The sequence below is a fragment of the Rhodococcus sp. DMU2021 genome (genome assembly GCF_019641445.1).
Lineage (GTDB): Bacteria > Actinomycetota > Actinomycetes > Mycobacteriales > Mycobacteriaceae > Rhodococcus > Rhodococcus pyridinivorans.
Genome location: NZ_JAIFKB010000007.1, coordinates 20,257 through 38,762, shown reverse-complemented (window position 1 = coordinate 38,762; position 18,506 = coordinate 20,257). Strand labels below are relative to the sequence as shown.

The window sequence follows — 18,506 nt, the reverse complement described above, 5'->3', positions numbered from 1 at the left end:
AGTTAGCGGAGTAGGCTCTCGCGCATGGCAGTCGTGAAGATCAACGCAATCGAAGTTCCCGAAGGCGCCGGCCCCGAGCTGGAGAAGCGATTCGCCAATCGGGCGCACACCGTCGACAACTCCCCCGGCTTCCTGGGCTTCCAGCTGCTCCGCCCCACCGCGGGCGAGAACCGGTACTTCGTGGTGACTCAGTGGGAGTCCGAGGAGGACTTCGCCGCGTGGCGCGACGGCGACGCACGTGCTGCCCACGCGGGTGAGGCGAAGAAGCCCGTCGCGACCGGCGCATCGCTGCTCGAGTTCGAGGTCGTCCTCGACGTCAAGAAGTCCTGAGATGTCCGCGTCCGGCGGGTCCGGGCGTGAGTTCACCTATGCGGAGGTGGGAGCGAGCCTGCGTGCCTTCCGGGACGAGGCACCGCTCCCCTCCGGTTATCGACATCTGAGGGTCGAGAGCGAACTGGGCCGCGACGACACCGTGTTCGAGGTCGCCGCTGCCCAGTTGTTCTCGTGGGACATGCACCGCGGCGCGGGCATACGGATCCCGCCCGGCACGCCCCTCGCAGTACCCGGCGTCGAAGTGGATCTCGGCTTCGGTCTCGGACCGGTGCGCGCGTCGGCGCGGTGCCGCGTGATCGAGATCGTCGACACCCCGGACATACGCGGGTTCACCTACGGCACACTCCCCGGTCATCCCGCCAGCGGCGAGGAGACCTTCGTCGTCGAGCGCACCGTGGACGGACGGGTGCGGGGAACGGTGCTCGCGTTCTCCCGCCCCGCCCGCTGGTACACGAAGCTGGCCGGTCCCGTCGGGCACCTGCTCCAGCAGCAGATCGCGCGACGTTATCTCGCGGCACTCACAGCTTGACCGTCACATCGTCGACGGCCCTGCGCAGGAACTGACGGAAGACGTCCACAGGCTGCGCACCCGACACCGCGACGGCGCGGTTGGCCACGAAGAACGGCACTCCCTGCACGCCGATCCGTCGCGCGTCGAAGAGATCGGCGGTCACGGCGTCGGCCGCCGCTTCACCGGCGGGATCGTCGCCGTCGAGCGCCGCGCGCGTCGACTCCGGATCGAGCCCGACCTCGGCGGCGACCTTCACGAGGACATCCACGTCGTCGATCACCTCGCCGTCGACGAAATGCGCACGGAACAACGCTTCGAGCACCTCGTCGCGCTTGTCGCCCGCCAGATGCACGAGTCGGTGCGCATCGAAGGTGTTGGCGGCGACGACGTTGTCGAAGTCGATCTCGAGTCCAACGTCGGCAGCGGTGTCCGAGACCTGCGCGAACATCTGCCTCACCTGCTCGGCCGGCATCCCCTTCATCGCGACGAGCGCCTCCACCTCGGGGACCCGTCGCCCGACCGGCGTGTCGGGCGAGAGCTGGTACGACCTCCAGGTGACCTCGATCCGGTCGCGGTCGCCGAAGGACTCGAGGGCCTCCGCGAAGCGCCGCTTGCCGATGTAGCACCAGGGGCAGGCGATGTCGGACCAGATCTCGATGTGAGCGGTGGGGAGAAGTACGTCAGGCATGCTCATATTCGATTACAACCCGGCCCTGACGTGCTCTGTTCCCGGCCGATCGGTCCACGAACCCGTCAGCTCTCGAGCGCGGCGTCCAGGGAGATCTCGACGCCGGTGAGTGCCTTGCTCACAGGGCATCCGGCCTTCGCGTCCTCCGCGGCCTTGACGAAGCCGTCGGCGTCGAGGCCGTCGACCTCGCCCCGCACCTTCAACCGGATTCCGGTGAGTCGAAATCCGCCCGCCGGATCGGGCCCCAGCGAGACGTCGGCGGTGACCTCGAGGCTCTGCGGCGTGCCGCCCGCCTCCGCGATCAGCGCGGACAACTGCATCGCGAAGCACGACGAGTGTGCGGCGGCGATGAGCTCCTCGGGGCTGGTGGTGCCGTCCGCGTTCTCCGCCGAGCGTTTCGGGAACGACACGTCGAACGTGCCACGGCCCGAGCTGGTGAGCTCCACCTGACCGGAGCCCTTCTGCAGATCCCCGTTCCATGCGGTCCGTGCGGTACGAGTGGGCATGACCTCTCCTTCTCTGGGTGCGACAGCACTGCATGCGACAGTGCTTCACGAAGACAGTGCTTCACGAACCACACTTGCAGAGTCGTCGTGGTGGCGAGGGCCGTTCGCGCCAGAGCGTTCCTGATGTCCGGATCAGGCCGATCGCGCCCTGAGTTCGCGGTCGCGCTCACGGATCGACTGCACGGCTCCGTCCCGTTCGTAAGGCCGCGCCTCGAGCCGCCGCTTCACCTCGGCGATCTCCCGCATACGCTCGGCGTGACCCCGCCGGGCGGCGTGTCCGGCGCCTCCGGGCACCAGGACATTCAGACGGTCGCGTAGGAGGTTGCGCGCGAACCACACCGGGTACGGCGCCGCCATCGGGTTCAGTCGCGGAACACCCACAACGTCGGCGTATCCGGAGCCCAGCGACAGGCGGGCCAGGTCGGCGTGGAAGTGATAGCGCGCCCTGCTCCTGATGCGGTTCTGCGCACCCGGGCCGTCGACCCCGTAGATGCAGGGAACGGCCTTCAGCGCGGCCTCGGTGAGAGCGGCGGACGAGTCGTCGGGGTCGACCGCCGACCAGACCGCCAGCCAGATCAGACGCAGAGGGTAGCTGGCCGGGAAAGCGATGGCGGTGGTGAACGCCATGAAGGTGCTCATCGGCATCCGCACGATCGCCCGCGCGGCAAGATCGAGCTTGTCGTAGTCGGCCCGGAACGGCACGCCGTCGAGGGTGGCGATGAACGCTGCCATCTCGGGCGCGGAATCGTCCACGGTCTCGATGCCGTGTTCGAGTGCCTGTTCGAACTGCGTGCGGATGCGGAGCCGGTCGCGGCGTATCGCGGCGACCAGATCGTCGGCCACGGGATCGCAGGTGTGCGCGAACCTGGCGAACGCCCGGGACTGGGCCCTGGTGGGCCGCACCGAGTCGCCGACGAGCAACGACATCGCCAGACGCGGGCCGCCTTCTCGCAGGATCGGCTTCGGTGCGAGTCGATCGGTTCGGTCGTGCAGGTGGGCAATCGACGATGCATCGATCGTCACGTTTCCTCCTCGTCCGGATTCGGGGACCGACCATGACGAGGATTCCACAATTAGTACACACTTGATTCCGGAATTGGTCGATTCTGGAAGTCTGGTCGTGTTGTGCCACACTCGACGATGTGTCCGAGCCCGAAGCCACCCGCGCGTATCGCGGCGTCGCCCCGGCCGACCGGCGCGCCGAACGCCGCAAGCGTCTCCAGAACGCGGTGATCGACGTCGTCGCCGACGAGGGCTGGTCGGCGACGACGGTACGGAAGGTCGCGGCCACCGCGGGAGTCGGCCCGCGCTTCTTCTACGAGAGCTTCACCGACATGACCGACCTCGTCACCACCGCCTACGACGAGCTCGGCGCGACCCTGCTCGAACGCGCCGTCGACGCCATCGCGGCGGCCCCCGACGAGCTGCACGCCAAGGCACGCGCCGCGGTGGGAGCGATCGTCGGCGCCGTCGAACGCAACCCCCAGCAGGGTCGCTTCCTCATCTCCGACGCGCCCCCGCTCGCCGAGCGGAAAAGCGCGTTCATCCGGTCCGCCGCCGACGAACTCGCCAAGCAGAGCGACGCGGTGGGCACCCGCCTCGACTCCCGGCAGGCCGAACTGCGTGCGGTGGTCGTCATGGCCGGCGCCGTCGAGCTCGTCCGCGGCTGGCTCGACGGCACGCTCGACATCCGTCCCGACGAACTCACCGAGATCGTCGCCAGCACCCTGTCGACACTCACCGCGCACATGCCGACCATCGGCAGATAAGCAGGCGGCAAGGTCGGCCGCGACCCGCGGCAGGGCAGATCGGCCGGAAAGAAGATCTCTGCTCAGCCCTGCACCGCGGCAGACAACCCGCTCAGAGCCTGGTCGACGTGGGCGGGCCACTCCCGGGCGTCGATCCGATGCACGCCCGCCTCCCCCGCGAACGCACTCGAGACCACCACATCGGGTTCCGTCTTCGCCAGCAGGCGCAGACTGTCGGCGAGCACACGGGCGTCGCTCATCCCCTCGATGTAGCCGGCCCGCCACGTCCCCGAAGCACCGCGATACAGCGTGTCGCCGGTGAACAGGTAGCGGGTCCCGTCCGCGCCGGGCACCAGATAGCAGGTGCTGCCCACCGTGTGCCCGGGTGTCGGAACGATCTCCACCCCGTTGTCGTCCACATGACGTTCCGTCAGCGGGACGTCGATGCGGGCGTGCCGGCCGACCACGTCGGCCTCCGCCGCTGCCGCGTGGAGTCTCGGCCCGAAGCGCTCGGCGATCCTGCCGAGCATCGGACCGGCCTCGTCCTGGTGGGACAGGTACTGGTCGGTGATCCCCCCGAGGCGGCCCAGTTCGTCGAAATCGGCCTCACCCGCGACCGAGTAGAAGAGCACGTTGTTCGTCCCGGTCCACAGATAGGCGTGCGTCCTCAGCCCCGGGAACGGATTGTCCTCCTGCGTCTCCCACAGATCGGGCAGTACTTGCCGCATCGCGGTACCTCCTGGTCGTCGTCCGGTCACCACCACCGTGCAACCTCGAGCCGACTGAAGGTCAAGTGCGTCGGACGACGAGAGGGGCGACACCCTCTCGGGTGCCGCCCCTCTCGGTACAGCAGGTGCCTGCTCTCACAGGCAGCAACACGTGCCTGCTCCCACAGGCAGCAACACGTGCCCGCTCCCACAGGCAGCGGACGCTTATCCGGCTTCGGACTCGCCCTCGCTGGACTTGGCCAGCGCGACCGCCGGGGTGTCCGGGACCTCGGCCGGCTTCTCGCTCGGCGTGAACGTGAACTTCGCGTTCTCGCCGGCGCCCTCGCCGTCCCAGCCCTCGACGTCGACGAGGACGATCTGGCCTGCGCCGATCTCGCCGAACAGGATCTTCTCGGAGAGCTGATCCTCGATCTCGCGCTGGATCGTGCGACGCAGCGGACGTGCGCCGAGCACCGGGTCGAAGCCGCGCTTGGCGAGCAGCGACTTCGCCTTCTCGGTGAGCTCGATACCCATGTCCTTGTTCTTCAGCTGCGTCTCCACACGTCCGACCATCAGGTCGACCATCTGGATGATCTGATCCTGCGTGAGCTGGTGGAAGACGATGATGTCGTCGATACGGTTGAGGAACTCGGGCCGGAAGTGCTTCTTCAGCTCGTCGTGGACCTTGTTCTTCATCCGCTCGTAGTTCGACGCCTCGCCCGTTCCGGCCGAGAAGCCGAGCCCCACAGCCTTCGAGATGTCGGCGGTGCCCAGGTTCGACGTGAAGATCAGCACGGTGTTCTTGAAGTCGACCGTGCGTCCCTGGCCATCGGTGAGGCGACCGTCCTCGAGGACCTGCAGGAGGGTGTTGTAGATCTCCTGGTGGGCCTTCTCGATCTCGTCGAACAGAACCACGGAGAACGGCTTGCGGCGCACCTTCTCGGTGAGCTGGCCGCCCTCTTCGTAGCCGACGTAGCCGGGAGGAGCACCGAACAGGCGCGACGCGGTGAAGCGGTCGTGGAACTCGCCCATGTCGATCTGGATGAGCGCGTCGTCCTCGCCGAACAGGAAGTTCGCGAGCGCCTTGGACAGCTCCGTCTTACCCACACCGGACGGGCCGGCGAAGATGAACGAACCGGACGGACGCTTCGGGTCCTTCAGGCCGGCACGCGTACGACGGATCGCCTTGGCGACGGCCTTGACGGCGTCCTCCTGGCCGATGATCCGCTTGTGCAGCTCGTCCTCCATGCGGAGCAGACGCGTGGTCTCCTCCTCGGTGAGCTTGAACACCGGGATACCGGTCCAGTTGGCGAGGACCTCGGCGATCTGCTCCTCGTCGACCTCGGCGATGACGTCGAGATCGCCCGCACGCCACTGCTTCTCGCGCTCGGCACGCTGCGCGACGAGCTGCTTCTCCTTGTCGCGCAGGCTCGCGGCCTTCTCGAAGTCCTGCGCGTCGATCGCCGATTCCTTCTCGCGACGGGCGTCGGCGATCTTGTCGTCGAACTCGCGCAGGTCCGGCGGCGCGGTCATGCGACGGATGCGCATGCGGGCACCGGCCTCGTCGATGAGGTCGATCGCCTTGTCCGGCAGGAAGCGGTCGTTGATGTAGCGGTCGGCGAGAGTGGCCGACGCGACGAGCGCCTTGTCGGTGATCGAGACGCGGTGGTGCGCCTCGTAGCGGTCGCGCAGACCCTTCAGGATCTCGATGGTGTGCTCCACCGTCGGCTCCCCGACCTGCACCGGCTGGAAGCGGCGCTCGAGAGCGGCGTCCTTCTCGATGTACTTGCGGTACTCGTCGAGGGTCGTCGCACCGATGGTCTGCAGCTCACCGCGGGCGAGCTTGGGCTTGAGGATCGACGCAGCGTCGATCGCGCCCTCGGCAGCACCGGCACCGACGAGCGTGTGCAGCTCGTCGATGAACAGGATGATGTCGCCGCGGCTGTTGATCTCCTTGAGGACCTTCTTCAGGCGTTCCTCGAAATCGCCGCGGTAACGGCTGCCGGCGACGAGCGAGCCCAGGTCGAGCGTGTAGAGCTGCTTGTCCTTGAGGGTCTCGGGGACTTCACCGTTGACGATGGCCTGCGCGAGGCCCTCGACGACGGCGGTCTTGCCGACACCCGGCTCGCCGATGAGCACCGGGTTGTTCTTCGTACGACGCGACAGCACCTGCATGACGCGCTCGATCTCCTTCGCCCGGCCGATGACCGGGTCGAGCTTGCCTTCGAGAGCTGCCTGCGTGAGGTTGCGGCCGAACTGGTCCAGGACGAGCGACGTGGACGGAGTGCCGGTCTCGCCACGGCTCGTGCCGGATTCTGCGGGCTCCTTGCCCTGGTAACCGGACAGCAGCTGGATGACCTGCTGACGCACCCGGTTGAGGTCGGCGCCGAGCTTGACGAGCACCTGCGCCGCCACGCCCTCACCCTCGCGGATGAGACCGAGCAGGATGTGTTCGGTACCGATGTAGTTGTGTCCGAGCTGGAGCGCTTCGCGAAGGCTCAGCTCGAGGACCTTCTTGGCACGAGGAGTGAAGGGAATGTGCCCCGAGGGCGCCTGCTGACCCTGGCCGATGATCTCTTCGACCTGGCTGCGCACACCTTCGAGGGAGATACCCAACGACTCGAGCGACTTCGCCGCCACACCCTCACCCTCGTGGATGAGGCCGAGGAGGATGTGCTCCGTGCCGATGTAGTTGTGGTTGAGCATCCTGGCCTCTTCTTGAGCCAGGACAACGACGCGCCGCGCGCGATCGGTGAACCTTTCGAACATCGCACTCCCTCACACTCTCCGGCCGCCGGTCCGGTACGCCGATCGTCCCGCACCCTGCTGCCGCTCTTAAGCTCCGGCACTCGAGTCGTTCGTCGGAACCTTTCAGAGGTTCCAAGCTCCCACTCCACACTCTAGTGGCCGTGGTATCGACTCGCTTTCCCTCTACCCTTCGGAAGGCGGCGAGAAAACCCGGTTTCAGAAGTCAACGCTGCACGTGGCGGATACGTTTCCGCAAGCTGTACGCCACAAGCGAACAGAGGCTGTGGGGGATCAACGGGCGAAGAATCGCTCGATCCTGCGTCCGAAGCTCCGCGAGGCGCGTTCGGGATCGGCCAGAGCACTTTCTGCGAGGACACTGCCCTCGTCCGACACCGTACCCGGTTCGAACGGCCGCAGCGAACGTCCCGGACCGCGCAACCGTTCGATGACGGAGATGAGCGAACCACCGTCCTTCGTGGCCTCCGCGATCACCTCGGGGTCGACGTCGAGATGTTCCGCCACCAGGATGTTGCGCAGCTCGACGGCGGCGCGGCCGACCGCGTCCCCGGGTTCGGCGGACTCGATGGCCAGGTCGCATTCGGTGTCGAAGCCCATCGAACGGTTGTTCAGGTTCGACGACCCGATCCGCAGCAACGTCTCGTCCATGACGACGACCTTCGCGTGCACGTAGATCGGCTCCCCGCCGGCGGTGACGGGATAGTAGGCGGCGAAACGGCCGTGCACGTCGGCCTCCCACAGCATGTGCAGCAGGGCCCGCCGGGCACCGTCCATGGCCTTGCGTTCGAGCCAGCCGTCGGCGTTGCGTGGGATCACCACCACGATCTCGGGGCCGTCCGGTTCCTGCAGTCGCTCGGCGAGAGCCTCCGCGATCCTGCGCGAAGCGAGGTACTGGCTCTCGAGGTAGAGAGTGTGCCGCGCCTTCTCGATCACCGACAGGTACAGCGCCTCGATCTCGTGGACGCCGTCCTTCCCGTCGTAGGCGGGCAGCGTGCGCGCGATGCCCACGTCCACACCGCGGAGGGTCGGCTCGAGATCGTCGGGCCAGATCGGCTCCGGCTCCGGCACGGGATCGAGCTCCTCCCCCGTCGCAGCCTTCCACCGGGCGCGGGCCTGGTCACCGAGGGCCCGCGCGGCGTCGCCGTCGACGGCGGTCGTCACGTCGTGCCACGGTCCGTAGCGTTTACCGCTCGGCTCCCGCCGGTATTGGCTCCGGTCCGGATGATCCGGGGTGTCCCAGCGGTCGACGGTCATATCGATACCGCCACAGAAAGCGATGCTGTCGTCGACGACGAGAATTTTCTGATGGTGCGCCGCGCCCACGGGATGCGCCCCGTCGATTTCGAAGTGCAGGCTCGGGTCGGTGAGCCAATCGAGCACGAACACCGGCGTCATTCCGCGTGCGAGGGCACTGAACGCACCGATGTTCCACTTGAGCAGATAAATATCGAGACCGGGTCGACGTTCGGGAAGCCATTCGAGGAATTCACCAAGTTTGTTCGGTCCCTCGAGAGTTGCACCCTCGGGTTCGAACTTGATCCGGGTGTCGAAATCCCACCCGATCAGCATGATGCGTTTTTCCGCCCGGAGCATCGCCGCCTTGGCGTGACGGAAATAGTCGGCGGCGTCGACTATGCAGGTCAACCTCTCCGCTCGCGCAATTCGCCAGCAGGTGGAACCTGGTTCGAGCACGGTCTCGGCCATGAGCGGATGCTACTCCCCGACCGCATCGTGCCGGGTCGTCCGCACGATCGACGTGTGTGACAGGCGCCACTGTGCCACAACCCAACCCGTCCACCGACGACTGTGGGGCGCCGTCCACGGATGGACGACGCCCCACGGACGAGGATTCGTCAGTGCGCTTTGTTGTACGCCTCGACGATCTCCGCAGAGATTCGGCCACGGGCCGACACCGGCAGATCGTTGTTCCGTGCCCATTCACGGATAGCGGCCGTCTGTTCGCGACCGGCACTTCCGGATCCGCTCTTGCGCGCAGCCGGCGCAGTTCCGGCAGCGGTCTTGCTCCGCTTGCGGCCGCCGACCTTACGAGCGTGTTCGATCCAGAATTCCAACTGCTCGCGCAGCCGTGCCGCATTGTCCTCGGAAAGGTCGATCTCGTACGTCACTCCGTCGAGACCGAACTCCACCGATTCGTCCGCCGCCGACTCCTGATCCACATCGTCGATCAGGGTGACAGTGACTTTTTTCGCCATGTGGTGTAAATCCTCTCAAATGCGCTTCCCCCCGCGGGACGGGCACCACACTACCCGCCGATTAACGCATCGCAATATGGAGCGGCGAAATCCGATTAACGGGTGTTCGGTCGAACAATCGGGAACAGGATTGTTTCGCGGATTCCCAGACCGGTAAGTGCCATCAACAGACGGTCGATTCCCATTCCGGTACCGGTGGTCGGCGGCATTCCCTGTTCCATCGCGGCGAGGAAGTCCTCGTCGAGAGCCATTGCCTCGTCGTCCCCTTCCGAGGCCAGACGCGCCTGGTCGACGAAACGCTCGCGCTGGATCACCGGATCGACGAGTTCCGAGTAACCCGTGGCGAGTTCGAAACCTCGGACGTACAGATCCCATTTCTCGGTGACCCCGCGCACCGTGCGGTGATCGCGTGTCAACGGCGACGTCTCCACGGGGAAATCACGCACGAAGGTCGGCTCGTGCAGCTGGTCGCCGCACATGTGCTCCCAGAGCTCCTCGACGAGCTTGCCGTGACCCCAGCCCTTGCCCTCGGGAATCTCCAGACCGACACGATCCGCGAGAGCCGTCAATTCCTCCAGTGTGGTGTCGGGGGTCACGTCCGTGCCGATCGCCTCGGACAGCGAGGGATACATTTCGAGAGTTTTCCATTCACCCCCGAAGTCGTATTCCGTACCGTCGGCGAGCGTCACCACATGGGTGCCGAAGACCCCGAACGCGACCTCCTGGATGATCTCGCGGATCATCCGCGCCGAATCATCGTAGGTTCCGTACGCCTCGTACGTTTCGAGCATCGAGAATTCCGGCGAGTGCGTCGAGTCGGCACCCTCGTTACGGAAATTGCGGTTGATCTCGAAGACCTTCTCGATACCGCCGACGACGCAGCGCTTGAGGAACAGTTCCGGCGCGATACGCAGGTACAGATCGATGTCGAGTGCGTTCGAGTGCGTCACGAACGGGCGGGCCGCCGCACCGCCGTGCAGGGTCTGCAGCATGGGCGTCTCGACCTCGAGGAAGCCGCGACGCTCGAGCGCGTTGCGCAGCTCGCGCACCACCGCGACACGCATGCGTGCATTGCGACGTGCTTCGGGACGCACGATGAGGTCGACGTAGCGCTGACGCACCCGCGCCTCTTCGTTCATCTCCTTGTGCGCGACCGGCAGCGGACGCAGCGCCTTCGACGCCATGGTCCACGAGTCGGCCATGACGCTGAGCTCACCGCGACGGGAGCTGATGACCTCGCCGTGCACGAACACGATGTCGCCGAGGTCGACCTCGGACTTCCAGGCGGCGAGCACCTCCTCGCCGACGCCGGCGAGGCTGAGCATGACCTGCAGCTGGGTGCCGTCGCCCTCCTGCAACGTCGCGAAGCACAGCTTGCCGGTGTTGCGCGAGAACATCACGCGGCCGGCAACGCCCACGACGGTGCCGGTGGCGGTGTCGGGCTCGAGGTCGGGATACTCGGCGCGGATCTCCGCGAGCGTATGGGTGCGCGGGATCTCGACGGGATAGGCCTCCGAACCCTGTGCCAGGAGCCGTTCGCGCTTCTCGCGGCGAACCCGCATCTGCTCGGGGGTGTCGTCGGGCTGCTGAACGGTGGCATCACTCACGGGTAACCAGACTATCGGACACCCGAGGTCACTATTCCTGCAGATGCGCGCTTTCAGTGAGCGGTGACCCGCGCCACGTCCTGCGCGACGTGCTGGGCCTCGGCGACTGCGCCGATCAGGCGGGCCGCGCGGATGGCGTCGTAGCCTCCGACGAGGTGGGTGACCCGGCGCAGACCCTGCGCGTGCAGTTCGGTGACCACACCGTGCGAGCTCGCGCCGTCGGACGAGACGAGGATCCATTCGACGTCGCGGTCGACGGCGAGGGCGAGACGGCCCGGGCCGCTCGGATCGAGTCGCTCGGCGACGAGATCGGCGGAGATGGCCAGTGCACCGGGAAGTGTTCCCTGAGCGGCACGTTCGGCGTTCGAGCGGATGTCGACGACGACGGCGCCGCGGGCGACCGCTGCGGACAGTTCGGTGGGGTACGTGCGCTCGACGGCGAGCCGGTGGAAGGCGACCGGAGCAATAGTGGCAACCGGAGCAGCGGTGGAAACAGAAGTGGTGGAAAGAAGCGCAGCGCGCATGAGAAAACTCCCAGGAATGTGTTATCGGTCGAGGCGGCGGTCAGCCTCGACAACACTCCTGGGTGCTCATGCAACGGATCACGAGGAACATCTTTACACAGAATGACGCTCAGCGGAACCCGCAGTTCCGCGTGCCGCTCGTCTCACCTGGTTCCGCTCGTACACCAGACGCAGTCCCTCGAGGGTCAGATCCGGCTCGTGGTGCTCGAGAGTGCGCGACTCCGGCATGATCAGCGGCGCACTGTCGCCGGTGCCGATGACGGCCACGTCGTCACCGTCGAAACCGGGCACCTCGGCGCAGATCCGCCGCACGATGCCGTCGACCATCCCGGCGAACCCGAAGACGGCTCCCGACTGCATGCACTCGACGGTGTTCTTTCCCAGAACACCTCGGGGACGGAGCAATTCGACCTTCCTCAGCGCCGCCGACCGCGACGCCAGCGCATCCATCGAGATCTCCACACCCGGAGCGATGGACCCGCCGAGGAACTCCCCCTTGCCCGACACGACGTCGACGCACGTGGAGGTCCCGAAATCCACGACGATGCACGGGGATCCGTAGAAGTGGTAGGCCGCCAGACTGTTGACGATGCGGTCGGCGCCGACCTCCTTCGGGTTGTCCACGAGCAGCGGCACTCCCGTGCGCACCCCCGGCTCCACCACCACGTGCGGCACCGACGACCAGTAGCGGTCGAGCATGACGCGCAGCTCACGTAGCACCGACGGCACGGTCGACAACGCCGCCACCCCGGTGACCTGCTCGGCGGATTCGCCGAGCAGACCGCGGAACAGCAGGGCGATCTCGTCGGCGGTCATCCTGGGGTCGGTACGGACGCGCCAGTCGCGCAGCAGCCGCGCGTGCGAGCCGCTGCCCGCGAACACCCCCAGGACGATATTGGTGTTGCGGACGTCGACGGTGAGGAGCACCTCTAGACCAGGGACGGGGAGTCGAGAGTCGACAGCATCCGCGGCGTGATCAGGCCCGAGCCCTCGGGAGCGTGGGCGGGATCGTTGCCGAGCTCGACCTGGCGGTTGTCGGCGTCGACGAACACCACGCGCGGGTCGTAGTCCTTGCACTCCTGCTCGTTCATCACGCCGTAGGCGATGAGGATGACGAGATCGCCGGGGCTGACGAGACGTGCTGCGGCACCGTTGATCCCGATGACGCCCGATCCACGCTCACCGGCGATGACGTACGTCTCGAGCCGGGCGCCGTTGTCGATGTCGACGATGCAGACCTGCTCGCCCTCGAGCAGATCCGCGGCGTCCATCAGATCCTGGTCGACGGTCACCGAACCGACATAATGCAGATCCGCGTGGGTGACGGTGGCGCGGTGGATCTTCGACTTCATCATGGTGCGGAACATGCTCGTCCTCGGTTTCTTTCTCGTTTCCGAATTCGATCGGTGGGTCAGCGGTTCGTCAGGTTGTCTTCGGCGTCGGGATCCACCGGACCGGTGGCTCGTTCGAGGAAGCCGGTGCCGACGGCGACCCCGACGTTGTCGATGAGGCGTGTGGAGCCGAGTCGTGCGGCGACGAGCAGTCGGCCGTCGCCGCGTTCGGGTGCCGGCCCCAGATCGGCGCCGCGCACCTCGAGATAGTCCACCTCGATCTGCGGACTCTGCGCGAGCACGTCGCGTGCCGTGGACAAGATCGCCTCGGCTCCGCCCGCTGCGGCGTGTGCGCCGGCGACGAGCGCCGCAGACAGCGTGGTCGCGATCTCGCGCTGCTCGGGGTCGAGATAGCGGTTGCGGGAGGACAGCGCGAGCCCGTCCTGTTCGCGCACGGTGGGAACGCCGAGGATGCGGATGTCGAGATTCAGGTCGGCGACCATCTGACGGATCAGGGTGAGCTGCTGGTAGTCCTTCTCACCGAAGAACGCCGTGTTGGGACCGACGATGTTGAACAGCTTCGCGACGACCGTCAGCATGCCCGCGAAATGACCGGGACGCGCAGCACCTTCGAGCTCCGACCCGAGTGGACCCGGGTGGATCGTGGTGCGCGGGCCCTGCGGGTACATCGCCGAGACCGTCGGCACGAAGGCGAGTTCGACGCCCGCTTCGCGGAGCAGTTCGAAGTCGGCGTCGAGAGTACGCGGGTAGGCGTCGAGATCTTCGTTCTTCCCGAACTGCAGCGGGTTGACGAAGATCGACACGACCACGACGGCCCCGGTGAGCTTGGCCTGGCGCACGAGTTCGAGGTGACCGGTGTGCAGCGCACCCATCGTCGGTACGAGTGCGACGGTGCGGCCGACGCCGCGCAGAGCCCGGGTGACCTTGGTCAGGCCTGCGGGATCGTGGTGAACGGTCAGTTCACCTCGCACGTATCCGCGCTGTCCTGCTTCACTCACCGTATTCAGCTCCTTCGAGAATTGCCATCAGTTCCGGCTTCGACCCGGTCCGTTGCGCCGATCGCAGCGACAGCGCGCGGTACCCGGCGGCGATCAGCGGGTCGACGGCCTCGAGCGCACGCAGGTGCGCGGCCACGGCGTCGGCATCGCCGCGCGCGACCGGCCCGGTGAGGGCCGAGGGCCCGCGCCGCAGCACGTTGTCGAGCGCTGCGGAGAGCAACGGCTGCAACACCCGTTCGGCGACTCCACCGGGGGCGTCGTCGACGAGTTGCTGGCCGAGCAGTTCCTCCCCCTGCAGGGCGCTGCGCAGGGCCTCGACGGCGTCGGCGACCAGCGTGACCAGGTGGTTGCTGCCGTGCGCGAGCGCAGCGTGGTAGGTCATGCGCATGGACTCGGGGACGCGGACCGGCTCGCCGCCGATCTCGAGGACGAGGGACTGCGCGATGGCGTAGCCGATCTCGTCGGCGGCCGTGATGCCGAAGCACGCGGAGGAGAGCCGGTCGATGTCCTCGTCGTGGCCGGTGAAGGTCATCGCGGGATGGATCGCGAGCGGCACGGCGCCCTGCTCGGTCAGCGGCTCGAGGATCGCGGTGCCGTGAGCACCGGAGACGTGGACGACGATCGTGCCGGCGGCGACCGAACCGGTGGCTGCGAGGCCCTTGACCAGGGACGACAGTTCGGTGTCGGGAACGGCGAGAAGAAGGAGATTGCAGCGGCCGGCAACCTCGTCGACCGGCAGGATCTGCGAATCCGGCAGGCGCGTGGCGGCACGGTGCCGCGAGACGTCGGAGACGGCCGAGCAGGCCACGACGACATGACCAACGCGTTCGAAAGCTGCGCCGAGTGCAGTGCCGACCCGTCCGGCGGACACGATTCCTACCGACAGGCGCGCAGGCGCGGGTGCGTTGGTGATCCCGAAGGAATTCACGGGAGTCCTCTCGTTCGTTCCAGTCCCGCTCAGCGGGTACCGGACGTTCCGCTCGACAATAGCGCGCGTTTTCCGGGGCTCGCCACGGTCGAGCCGAGTGATCTGCGCCTCATCGTCCGAGGTGGGGCGGGTGCGACCTGCCGCGCGATCGCCCCGCGATCAGCGCTCGGCCGACAACGACGCGAGGATCTCCGCGACCGTCCGGCCCTCACCGTCGGCGCGACGGCGCCGGGAGCGACGTCCGGACGATTCGTGGTCGTCCTCGTCGTCCTCCTGGGTCGTTTCCGCAGCTCCATCGGCCTTCGCGGCGGTGTCCTTCCCCTCCGCGGGGTCATCGCCCTTCGTCTTCGCTCCGGCCCCGTCTGCGTCCGTTTGCGGGTCGGGATCGGATCCGGGCTCGTGCTTGCCGGGCTTCTGCGGCTCCGGCTTCCCGTCCGCCGCCTTCTCGGCGCTCGCGACCTTCGCGTCCCCGGTCTTCGGGTCCCCCGTCTTCGAGTCCCCGGTCTTCGGGTCCCCCGTCTTCGTGTCTCCGACCTTCTGATCCTCGACTTCCGCGTCCTCGATCTCGGCGTCCTTGACGTCCGGTCCTGCGGCCGCTTTTCCAGCCGTCGCCTTCTCGACCGTGACCTTCCCGGTAGCGGACTTCCCCGTCACAGAATCAACCTTCGCCTGTTTCTCGGCACGCGGTTCTTCGACATCACCCTTCGCGGACGTCTTCTCCGACGCCTCCGCCGCCCGCATGGCCGCCTCGACCGACTCGGTCTCCGCGGTGACCGGCTCGTCGTCGGGAGAGGCGAAGGCCGGTCCCGACGGACGCGGAGCGGACACCCGCGCCGCCTCGCTCAGTCCACGCAGCTTCTCCGCCTGGCCCTCGAGGGCGACGACATCGTCGGGGAGCCGGCCGTCGAACAACATCTCGAGCGTGCGGCGCAGGGTGGCCAGCTCGGTGCGCAGGGCCGCCATCTCCCCGGCGTCGAGCTTCAGATCGGCACGGACCTTCTCCTCGACGGTCAGCTCGTACTCGCGCCGCGCCGCGATCTCCCGTTGCAACTGCAGTTCGTAGACCGTCTTCAGGTCGTCGGCCTTCGCCCGATCGAGCGCCGATTCCCGGCGGTACTTGTTCATCGCGATGGCTCCGACAGTGGCAGCCCACAGGGCGACGACCACCGCGACACGCAGCAATTGCACGCTCTCACTGAAGATCAACAGCAGCGAGGCGATCATCGCCAGAGCGAGCAGACCGGCCACGATCATCGAGCCGGTACTGCGCCACGGACGGCGATTCCTGTCTGGTCGCGCCGAGGTTGCCATGACCATCAGGGTACTTGGGTGGGTCCTCGGATCGGAGCCGGACGACACGCCCTTCCCCACCCCGAAATCCGATGTCAGAGCGCCGGTTCGTTCGGTTCGTCGGGGTCTTCCGGTGTCCGGCAACAGTATTCGAGCCACAACGCGGCCGCCGCCAGCGCTATGCCGGCGAGGGCTCCGACGAGCACCCCCGACGTGTCGTCGGTGGCGGCCTGCACGACGCCGCGTTGCGGTACGAGATACAGCAGGAAACCGGCCCACACTCCGGCGCTCGCGGCACCCACCAGTGCGGACGCCTTGGCGAGCGCGACCGCGCGGGCGGCGGTGATGGGATGCAACCTGCCGGGGCCCTCACCGATCTCGTGCTTGCCGACCCGCGACCGGATCATGAACGCCAGGATCACCTCGATGACCGCGACGGGATACAGCGAGGCTCCCGCGTAGACGGGGATGGGCGGCAGCGAACCGTACATTGTGCGGACGAGCAACCACGCGACGATCGCTGCCAGCACGGCCAGCGCCAGCAGATCTCGGATCCGGGTCTGTTTCAGCACTCGGCGTGTCCCTGGGTCTTCGGCCCGGCCAGCGTCAGGTCGGTGCGGTGCACACCTTCCCGTTCGGCGGCGTCGAGTTCGTCTAGCCAGTCGCCGATGCCCAGCCGCCGGCCCTCGGCGGTGAGCACGGCCTCGGGTTCGACGTCGAGCCACGGGACGAGCACGAACGCCCGCTGGTGTGCGCGCGGGTGCGGCAGGATCAGTTCCCGATCGTCGCTGCGCACCTCACCCTCGCCGCTGACGCAGGTCACGACGTCGACGTCGAGGCTGCGCGGACCCCAGCGCTGGATCCGGACGCGTTCGGCGGCCTCCTCCAGTTCCTGGCCGAACCGCAGCCAGTCGCGCGGACCGAAGGCGGCATCCTCCGCGACGACGACCGCGTTCAGGAAATCCTCCTGTTCGACGCCGCCCCACGGTGCCGTCGAGTACACCGCCGAGACGGCGACGGCCCGCTCGCCCAATGCGTCGACGACCGACCGCAGGTGCGCGAGCCGGTCGCCGATGTTCGATCCGATGGACAGCACGGCACGACTCATCAGGCGCTCCCCGTCACATCGCTGCGGGAGCGGTCGATCACCACGGCGACGTCGCCGAAGGTCAGCGGGATCGGCGCCGACGGCTTGTGGAGCGTGACCTCCACCCGGGCGACACGCGGGTCGGTGAGCACCTCGTTGGCGATCTCCCCCGCGACCGTCTCGATGAGATCGCGGCCCGGACCGGCGATGATCGCCGCGGCTCGCTCGGCGAGTTCGCCGTAGTGCAGCGTGTCGGCCAGCTCGTCGGATGCCGCGGCCGGCGCGAGATCGAGCCACACGACGATGTCGACGACGAAGTCCTGACCGTCCCGCTTCTCGTGCTCGAAGACGCCGTGGTTGCCGCGGACCGTCAGTCCCCGTAGTTCGATGCGGTCGCTCACGCGTGCACTCCTTCCGCGCTGCCGCGCTGCCAGGCACGCACCACCGCGAGCGCGTCGCGGGATGCCTGCACGTCGTGGACGCGTACGCCCCATGCGCCGTGTGTGGCGGCGAGCGCCGAGACGACGGCCGTGGCGACCTCACGACCCGAGGGCGGGCGGACCGTGCCGTCGGGCGCCGCGAGCAGCGATCCGAGGAATCGCTTCCGGGACGCCCCGATGAGCACCGGGAAACCCAGTTCGGTGAGTTCGGGCAGGCGCTGCAGCAACTGCCAGTTGTGGTCGGGTTCCTTCACGAAACCCAAACCGGGATCGAGCACGATCTTGTCGGAGTCCACGCCTGCGGCCACCGCGATGTCGACCTGCGTGAGCAGCTCGTCGCGGACCTCGCGGACGACGTCCTCGTAGTGCGTCGAACCGCCCGCGTGGACGAACTCGCCGAGGGAACGCCAGTGCATGAGGATCCACGGCACCCCTGCCTCGGCGACCACCGCGGCCATGTCGGCGTCGGCGCGCCCACCCGAGACGTCGTTGATCATGGTCACCCCGGCCTCCACGGCCGCCTCGGCGACCGAGGCGCGCATCGTGTCGACGCTCGTGGGGATGCCTGCCTCCGCCAGAGCGGCGATGACCGGCGCCACGCGGGACGCCTCGACCTCCGGGTCGACGCGCACGGCCCCGGGCCGGGTGGACTCGCCTCCCACGTCGACGATGTCGACGCCGAGCTCGCGCAGCTCGAAGCCGCGGGCTATCGCGGTCTCGCAGTCCAGATATCGACCGCCGTCGGAGAAGGAATCACTGGTGACGTTCAGTACGCCCATCACGACAGGCCACTGTTCGGCGGGGAAGA

General features: G+C 67.4%; 21 protein-coding genes. 3 read left to right on the top strand and 18 right to left on the bottom strand.

Annotated features, from left to right (window positions below; translation table 11 throughout):
• The first annotated feature begins 24 nt into the window (after positions 1 to 24).
• Positions 25 to 330 carry an antibiotic biosynthesis monooxygenase gene (locus tag K3M35_RS12275; RefSeq protein ID WP_006550495.1) on the top strand — a complete coding sequence of 102 codons (306 nt, stop codon included), beginning with the start codon at positions 25 to 27 and terminating at the stop codon, positions 328 to 330.
• A 1-nt stretch (position 331) separates the two neighbouring features.
• Complete coding sequence (locus K3M35_RS12270) at positions 332 to 862, top strand: DUF1990 family protein (RefSeq protein ID WP_220666476.1); 531 nt, start codon at positions 332 to 334, stop codon at positions 860 to 862.
• On the opposite strand, the gene K3M35_RS12265 is transcribed toward K3M35_RS12270, so the two are convergent.
• The 3 genes from K3M35_RS12265 to K3M35_RS12255 all read right to left on the bottom strand — a co-directional run bounded on the left by K3M35_RS12265 (position 852) and on the right by K3M35_RS12255 (position 3,061).
• Positions 852 to 1,538: a DsbA family protein gene (locus K3M35_RS12265; RefSeq protein WP_064061077.1), complete on the bottom strand. Its 687-nt coding sequence runs from the start codon at positions 1,536 to 1,538 to the stop codon at positions 852 to 854. The two genes, K3M35_RS12270 and K3M35_RS12265, sit on opposite strands and share 11 nt — an antisense overlap.
• A 59-nt stretch (positions 1,539 to 1,597) precedes the next feature.
• The gene (locus tag K3M35_RS12260) at positions 1,598 to 2,038 is read right to left on the bottom strand and encodes an OsmC family protein (protein ID WP_006550498.1); all 441 of its coding nucleotides are present in this window, start codon (positions 2,036 to 2,038) and stop codon (positions 1,598 to 1,600) included.
• A gap of 132 nt (positions 2,039 to 2,170) precedes the next feature.
• Entirely contained in the window at positions 2,171 to 3,061 is an 891-nt protein-coding gene (locus K3M35_RS12255; RefSeq protein WP_220666475.1) for a hypothetical protein, read from the bottom strand.
• 119 nt (positions 3,062 to 3,180) lie between these two features.
• Between K3M35_RS12255 and K3M35_RS12250 the strand changes: the two genes are divergently transcribed.
• Positions 3,181 to 3,807: a TetR/AcrR family transcriptional regulator gene (locus K3M35_RS12250; RefSeq protein ID WP_024102849.1), complete on the top strand. Its 627-nt coding sequence runs from the start codon at positions 3,181 to 3,183 to the stop codon at positions 3,805 to 3,807.
• Between the two features lie 62 nt (positions 3,808 to 3,869).
• On the opposite strand, the gene K3M35_RS12245 is transcribed toward K3M35_RS12250, so the two are convergent.
• From K3M35_RS12245 to folP, 15 genes are all read right to left on the bottom strand, one after another.
• Positions 3,870 to 4,514 carry an MBL fold metallo-hydrolase gene (locus K3M35_RS12245; protein ID WP_024102848.1) on the bottom strand — a complete coding sequence of 215 codons (645 nt, stop codon included), beginning with the start codon at positions 4,512 to 4,514 and terminating at the stop codon, positions 3,870 to 3,872.
• A 204-nt stretch (positions 4,515 to 4,718) separates the two neighbouring features.
• A complete protein-coding gene (locus K3M35_RS12240) occupies positions 4,719 to 7,262 on the bottom strand; it encodes an ATP-dependent Clp protease ATP-binding subunit (protein WP_006550502.1) in 2,544 nt (847 codons plus the stop codon).
• 270 nt (positions 7,263 to 7,532) lie between these two features.
• A complete protein-coding gene (locus K3M35_RS12235; protein WP_220666474.1) occupies positions 7,533 to 8,963 on the bottom strand; it encodes a phospholipase D-like domain-containing protein in 1,431 nt (476 codons plus the stop codon).
• 149 nt (positions 8,964 to 9,112) lie between these two features.
• Entirely contained in the window at positions 9,113 to 9,472 is a 360-nt protein-coding gene (locus K3M35_RS12230; RefSeq protein ID WP_006550504.1) for an Lsr2 family protein, read from the bottom strand.
• 95 nt (positions 9,473 to 9,567) lie between these two features.
• A complete protein-coding gene (gene lysS, locus K3M35_RS12225) occupies positions 9,568 to 11,034 on the bottom strand; it encodes a lysine--tRNA ligase (RefSeq protein WP_230826494.1) in 1,467 nt (488 codons plus the stop codon).
• 98 nt (positions 11,035 to 11,132) lie between these two features.
• Positions 11,133 to 11,603, bottom strand: a complete 471-nt coding sequence (locus K3M35_RS12220; RefSeq protein WP_006550507.1) for a rhodanese-like domain-containing protein — start codon at positions 11,601 to 11,603, stop codon at positions 11,133 to 11,135.
• Positions 11,604 to 11,696: 93 nt separating this feature from the next.
• Complete coding sequence (locus K3M35_RS12215) at positions 11,697 to 12,530, bottom strand: type III pantothenate kinase (protein ID WP_006550509.1); 834 nt, start codon at positions 12,528 to 12,530, stop codon at positions 11,697 to 11,699.
• Positions 12,531 to 12,532: 2 nt separating this feature from the next.
• Complete coding sequence (gene panD, locus K3M35_RS12210; protein WP_006550510.1) at positions 12,533 to 12,970, bottom strand: aspartate 1-decarboxylase; 438 nt, start codon at positions 12,968 to 12,970, stop codon at positions 12,533 to 12,535.
• 44 nt (positions 12,971 to 13,014) lie between these two features.
• Positions 13,015 to 13,953, bottom strand: a complete 939-nt coding sequence (gene panC, locus K3M35_RS12205; RefSeq protein ID WP_006550511.1) for a pantoate--beta-alanine ligase — start codon at positions 13,951 to 13,953, stop codon at positions 13,015 to 13,017.
• Positions 13,946 to 14,881, bottom strand: a complete 936-nt coding sequence (locus tag K3M35_RS12200) for a Rossmann-like and DUF2520 domain-containing protein (protein ID WP_024102843.1) — start codon at positions 14,879 to 14,881, stop codon at positions 13,946 to 13,948. Before K3M35_RS12200 ends, panC begins: the two co-directional genes overlap by 8 nt.
• Before the next feature lie 159 nt (positions 14,882 to 15,040).
• A complete protein-coding gene (locus K3M35_RS12195) occupies positions 15,041 to 16,192 on the bottom strand; it encodes a DUF6779 domain-containing protein (protein ID WP_220666473.1) in 1,152 nt (383 codons plus the stop codon).
• 74 nt (positions 16,193 to 16,266) lie between these two features.
• On the bottom strand, positions 16,267 to 16,743 hold the full coding sequence (locus K3M35_RS12190) for a DUF3180 domain-containing protein (RefSeq protein ID WP_019290198.1): 477 nt from the start codon (positions 16,741 to 16,743) through the stop codon (positions 16,267 to 16,269).
• Complete coding sequence (gene folK, locus K3M35_RS12185) at positions 16,737 to 17,279, bottom strand: 2-amino-4-hydroxy-6-hydroxymethyldihydropteridine diphosphokinase (RefSeq protein ID WP_006550515.1); 543 nt, start codon at positions 17,277 to 17,279, stop codon at positions 16,737 to 16,739. Before folK ends, K3M35_RS12190 begins: the two co-directional genes overlap by 7 nt.
• Positions 17,279 to 17,659 carry a dihydroneopterin aldolase gene (gene folB / locus K3M35_RS12180; protein ID WP_220666472.1) on the bottom strand — a complete coding sequence of 127 codons (381 nt, stop codon included), beginning with the start codon at positions 17,657 to 17,659 and terminating at the stop codon, positions 17,279 to 17,281. Before folB ends, folK begins: the two co-directional genes overlap by 1 nt.
• Entirely contained in the window at positions 17,656 to 18,477 is an 822-nt protein-coding gene (folP, locus tag K3M35_RS12175) for a dihydropteroate synthase (RefSeq protein WP_220666516.1), read from the bottom strand. The genes folB and folP overlap by 4 nt, the downstream gene beginning before the upstream one ends.
• Positions 18,478 to 18,506: the final 29 nt, after the last annotated feature.